Consider the following 6,108-nt stretch of genomic DNA (forward strand, 5'->3'; position numbering starts at 1 on the left):
AAGCGGAAGCGGACCTCTGCCCCGCCACGCGGGCCGATGTGGTTGTGGTTCCTCATGATGATGTCCTTTCGTTGACACGCTCACGATATATCGGCAACGGCTCGCCAGCAAGCGATCGCTCCCTGGGGGTGCGCAAGGCGCTAGGAGCAGGCGAAGATGTCTCGACATCGAGAGATCGAGTCACCGAGGAAGAGGTGTGCCATGCACGAGACAGAGACCACGGACGTCGTCGTCGCGGAACAGGACGTGTGGACGAGCGTCAGCAACCCGCGCCGCACTCGCGTCTGACGCCCAGCTGGCGCGGGCGCCCCTAGCCCCGCGCGAGGGCCGCAGCGCCCGGCGGCGCCGGGCGATCGGCGCGCGTCGAGCTGCGTGTCCCAGGCCACAGCGGCGCGAGTTGGAGTGCCGGCCCAACCCGTGTAACGTTGCCATGCACCCGAACGGGAGGCACGGACAGCGGAGAGATCTGCAGGCCGGTCCCAGGGTGCCAACCCCCTTCAGATTGAGGCGCTTCACCGCGCCTCGGACGGGGTTGCCTGTGCATTGGAGTCGGTCCAGCGGATTTGACACCAGCGCCCAGGAGCATAAGATTGAGAAGTTGCCTCCGGATGGGTCGGAAACGGCCTTGAGGGATGTGCGTCTGTTCCTTGAGAACTCAACAGCGTGCCAAAAGTCGATGCCATTTGTCGGCGTTCTTGGTGGGTGTCCTGCTTTCGGTGGGGTGCTTGTCGGGGGCGGACGACGTGGTTGAGACGAATGTTTAACGTCAGTTGACATTTGATCGATGCCAGATTCAACTGGCCCCTTTCGGGGGGTCGCTTCGTGTGTTGGTTTCTCTGCCCTTTCGGGGGTGGGTGACTATAGACATCTACGGAGAGTTTGATCCTGGCTCAGGACGAACGCTGGCGGCGTGCTTAACACATGCAAGTCGAACGGTGATCTCGGTGCTTGCACCGGGTGATCAGTGGCGAACGGGTGAGTAACACGTGAGTAACCTGCCCCAGACTCTGGGATAACTTCGGGAAATCGGAGCTAATACCGGATACGAGACGCACGGGCATCTGTAGCGTCTGGAAAGAATTTCGGTCTGGGATGGACTCGCGGCCTATCAGCTTGTTGGTGAGGTAATGGCTCACCAAGGCGACGACGGGTAGCCGGCCTGAGAGGGCGACCGGCCACACTGGGACTGAGACACGGCCCAGACTCCTACGGGAGGCAGCAGTGGGGAATATTGCACAATGGGCGAAAGCCTGATGCAGCGACGCCGCGTGGGGGATGAAGGCCTTCGGGTTGTAAACCCCTTTCAGCAGGGAAGAAGCGAAAGTGACGGTACCTGCAGAAGAAGCGCCGGCTAACTACGTGCCAGCAGCCGCGGTAATACGTAGGGCGCAAGCGTTGTCCGGAATTATTGGGCGTAAAGAGCTCGTAGGCGGTTTGTCGCGTCTGCTGTGAAAACCCGAGGCTCAACCTCGGGCCTGCAGTGGGTACGGGCAGACTAGAGTGCGGTAGGGGAGACTGGAATTCCTGGTGTAGCGGTGGAATGCGCAGATATCAGGAGGAACACCGATGGCGAAGGCAGGTCTCTGGGCCGCAACTGACGCTGAGGAGCGAAAGCATGGGGAGCGAACAGGATTAGATACCCTGGTAGTCCATGCCGTAAACGTTGGGCACTAGGTGTGGGGCTCATTCCACGAGTTCCGTGCCGCAGCAAACGCATTAAGTGCCCCGCCTGGGGAGTACGGCCGCAAGGCTAAAACTCAAAGGAATTGACGGGGGCCCGCACAAGCGGCGGAGCATGCGGATTAATTCGATGCAACGCGAAGAACCTTACCAAGGCTTGACATATACCGAAAACTCATGGAGACATGGGGTCCGCAAGGGCGGTATACAGGTGGTGCATGGTTGTCGTCAGCTCGTGTCGTGAGATGTTGGGTTAAGTCCCGCAACGAGCGCAACCCTCGTCCTATGTTGCCAGCACGTCATGGTGGGGACTCATAGGAGACTGCCGGGGTCAACTCGGAGGAAGGTGGGGATGACGTCAAATCATCATGCCCCTTATGTCTTGGGCTTCACGCATGCTACAATGGCCGGTACAAAGGGCTGCGATACCGCGAGGTGGAGCGAATCCCAAAAAGCCGGTCTCAGTTCGGATTGGGGTCTGCAACTCGACCCCATGAAGTCGGAGTCGCTAGTAATCGCAGATCAGCAACGCTGCGGTGAATACGTTCCCGGGCCTTGTACACACCGCCCGTCAAGTCACGAAAGTCGGTAACACCCGAAGCCAGTGGCCCAACTCGCAAGAGGGGGAGCTGTCGAAGGTGGGACCAGCGATTGGGACTAAGTCGTAACAAGGTAGCCGTACCGGAAGGTGCGGCTGGATCACCTCCTTTCTAAGGAGCATCTGGCGCGAGAGCGTCCAGGGCCTACTACTCGAGCGTTCGTCTCGAGGTGGGTAGCTCACGGGTGGAACATCGACCAGTGGCAGCCGCGTTGGTGGCTTCTCAGTACCTCGTGCTTCGGCGCGGGAGGAACCTGAAGACCTCCGGGTGGTTGTTTCGGCACGCTGTTGGGTCCTGAGGGAACAGGTGTTTGCACCTGGACCTCGGGCCGGCCCCCAGTGGGGGGTTGGTTGCGATCGGACCTTCGGGACCGGATGAACCGCTTCGCCTTCGGGTGGGGTAGGCGCCGGGATCCTGGTGGGGCCGCCCGTAGCTTGAGAACTGCACAGTGGACGCGAGCATCTTTAAGTAAGTCTTTGTGGCAAGTTTTTAAGGGCAAACGGTGGATGCCTTGGCACTAGGAGCCGAAGAAGGACGTAGTAGCCTGCGATAAGCCTCGGGGAGTTGGCAAACGAACCGTGATCCGAGGATCTCCGAATGGGGAAACCCAGCTGGAGTCATGTCCAGTTACCCGCGCCTGAATATATAGGGCGTGTGGAGGGAACGTGGGGAAGTGAAACATCTCAGTACCCACAGGAAGAGATATTCCGTGAGTAGTGGCGAGCGAAAGCGGAGAAGGCCAAACCGATCGTGTGTGATAGCCGGCAGGTGTTGCACGGTCGGGGTTGTGGGACCTTTCAGTCAGTTCTGCCGAGCTGGCAGGGAGTCAGAAAGTCGCGTCATAGTCGAAGGGCATTGAAAGGCCCGGCACAGAGGGTGCGACCCCCGTAGACGAAATGGCGTGGCCTCCCGAAGGGGATCCCAAGTAGCACGGGGCCCGAGAAATCCCGTGTGAATCCGGCAAGACCACTTGCTAAGCCTAAATACTCCCTAGTGACCGATAGCGGACAAGTACCGTGAGGGAAAGGTGAAAAGTACCCCGGGAGGGGAGTGAAATAGTACCTGAAACCGTTTGCCTACAATCCGTCGGAGCCTCCCTAGCAGGGGTGACGGCGTGCCTTTTGAAGAATGAGCCTGCGAGTTAGTGGTACGTGGCGAGGTTAACCCGTGTGGGGAAGCCGTAGCGAAAGCGAGTCCGAATAGGGCGATACAGTCGCGTGCTCTAGACCCGAAGCGAAGTGATCTAGCCATGGGCAGGTTGAAGCGCGGGTAAGACCGCGTGGAGGACCGAACCCACCTGGGTTGAAAACCGGGGGGATGACCTGTGGTTAGGGGTGAAAGGCCAATCAAACTTCGTGATAGCTGGTTCTCCCCGAAATGCATTTAGGTGCAGCGTCACGTGTTTCTTGCCGGAGGTAGAGCTACTGGATGGCCGATGGGCCCTACAAGGTTACTGACGTCAGCCAAACTCCGAATGCCGGTAAGTGAGAGCGTGGCAGTGAGACTGCGGGGGATAAGCTCCGTAGTCGAGAGGGAAACAGCCCAGACCACCAGCTAAGGCCCCTAAGCGTATGCTAAGTGGGAAAGGATGTGGAGTTGCACAGACAACCAGGAGGTTGGCTTAGAAGCAGCCACCCTTGAAAGAGTGCGTAATAGCTCACTGGTCAAGTGATTCCGCGCCGACAATGTAGCGGGGCTCAAGTATACCGCCGAAGCTGTGGCATTCACACAATAGCTAGGTCTTCGGATCCAGGCGTGTGGATGGGTAGGGGAGCGTCGTGTGGCGAGTGAAGTCGCGGGGTGACCCAGCGGTGGACGCCACACGAGTGAGAATGCAGGCATGAGTAGCGAAAGACGGGTGAGAAACCCGTCCGCCGAATGACCAAGGGTTCCAGGGCCAGGCTAATCCGCCCTGGGTAAGTCGGGACCTAAGGCGAGGCCGACAGGCGTAGTCGATGGACAACGGGTTGATATTCCCGTACCGGCGAAGAACCGCCCATACCGAGCCCGGTGATGCTAAGTGCCCGAAGCCGTCTAGATCCCTTCGGGGACGTGACGGGGGAGCGCACGACCCGAACCGGTAGTAGGTAAGCGTATTAACAGGGGTGACGCAGGAAGGTAGCCCAGCGTGGCGATGGTAGACCACGTCCAAGGTTGTAGGGCGAGCTGTAGGCAAATCCGCAGCTCACATAGCCTGAGAACTGATGGTGACCGCTTATGCGGGATGATTGGGTGATCCTATGCTGCCTAGAAAAGCCTCGACGCGAGGTTCTAGCCGCCCGTACCCTAAACCGACTCAGGTGGTCAGGTAGAGAATACCAAGGCGATCGAGAGAATCGTGGTTAAGGAACTCGGCAAAATGCCCCCGTAACTTCGGGAGAAGGGGGGCCTGAGGCGTGTAGGCACTTGCTGCCGAAGCGTTCGAAGGCCGCAGAGACCAGGGAGAAGCGACTGTTTACTAAAAACACAGGTCCGTGCGAAGTCGCAAGACGATGTATACGGACTGACGCCTGCCCGGTGCTGGAAGGTTAAGAGGACGGGTCAGCTCTTCGGAGCGAAGCTCAGAATTTAAGCCCCAGTAAACGGCGGTGGTAACTATAACCATCCTAAGGTAGCGAAATTCCTTGTCGGGTAAGTTCCGACCTGCACGAATGGCGTAACGACTTCTCCGCTGTCTCAACCGCGAACTCGGCGAAATTGCACTACGAGTAAAGATGCTCGTTACGCGCAGCAGGACGGAAAGACCCCGGGACCTTTACTATAGCTTGGTATTGGTGTTCGGTACGGCTTGTGTAGGATAGGTGGGAGACTGTGAAGCCGGCACGCCAGTGTCGGTGGAGTCAACGTTGAAATACCACTCTGGTCGTTCTGGATATCTAACCTCGGTCCGTAATCCGGATCAGGGACAGTGCCTGGTGGGTAGTTTAACTGGGGCGGTTGCCTCCTAAAATGTAACGGAGGCGCTCAAAGGTTCCCTCAGCCTGGTTGGCAATCAGGTGGCGAGTGCAAGTGCACAAGGGAGCTTGACTGTGAGACTGACAGGTCGAGCAGGGACGAAAGTCGGAACTAGTGATCCGGCGGTGGCTTGTGGAAGCGCCGTCGCTCAACGGATAAAAGGTACCCCGGGGATAACAGGCTGATCTTGCCCAAGAGTCCATATCGACGGCATGGTTTGGCACCTCGATGTCGGCTCGTCGCATCCTGGGGCTGGAGTAGGTCCCAAGGGTTGGGCTGTTCGCCCATTAAAGCGGTACGCGAGCTGGGTTTAGAACGTCGTGAGACAGTTCGGTCCCTATCCGCTGCGCGCGCAGGAAACTTGAGAAGGGCTGTCCCTAGTACGAGAGGACCGGGACGGACGAACCTCTGGTGTGCCAGTTGTTCCGCCAGGAGCACGGCTGGTTGGCTACGTTCGGAAGGGATAACCGCTGAAAGCATCTAAGCGGGAAGCCTGCTTCAAGATGAGGTTTCCATGGGACTTGATCCCGAGAGGCTCCCAGCTAGACCACTGGGTGAATAGGCCGGATGTGGAAGGCAGGACTAACGACTGCCGCAGCTGACCGGTACTAATAAGCCGATAACTTGACACACTCTTACTTGTGCTACGCGTCCACTGTGCGGTTCCCGAGATACGGTCGGGAACCCGATTGACATCTCCATAGAGTTTCGGCGGTCATAGCGAAGGGGAAACGCCCGGCTCCATTCCGAACCCGGAAGCTAAGCCCTTCTGCGCCGATGGTACTGCACGGGAGACTGTGTGGGAGAGTAGGTCGCCGCCGAACATCACTTCACAACGAGGCCGTCCCCTTTTCGGGGACGGCCTCGTTGCGTT

The 6,108-nt window shown here is 58.6% G+C and carries 3 rRNA genes; all 3 read left to right on the top strand.

Annotated elements, in window-relative coordinates:
* Positions 1-867: 867 nt before the first annotated feature.
* Positions 868-2,390: ribosomal RNA gene (locus IDM29_RS06460) — 16S ribosomal RNA — on the top strand.
* Positions 2,391-2,758: 368 nt separating this feature from the next.
* Positions 2,759-5,866, top strand: a 23S ribosomal RNA gene (locus IDM29_RS06465).
* Positions 5,867-5,941: 75 nt separating this feature from the next.
* Positions 5,942-6,058: ribosomal RNA gene (gene rrf, locus IDM29_RS06470) — 5S ribosomal RNA — on the top strand.
* The 16S, 23S and 5S rRNA genes sit together here, the layout of an rRNA operon.
* Positions 6,059-6,108 lie beyond the last annotated feature (50 nt).

The organism is Actinotalea sp. JY-7885 (genome assembly GCF_014525465.1).
Lineage (GTDB): Bacteria > Actinomycetota > Actinomycetes > Actinomycetales > Cellulomonadaceae > Actinotalea.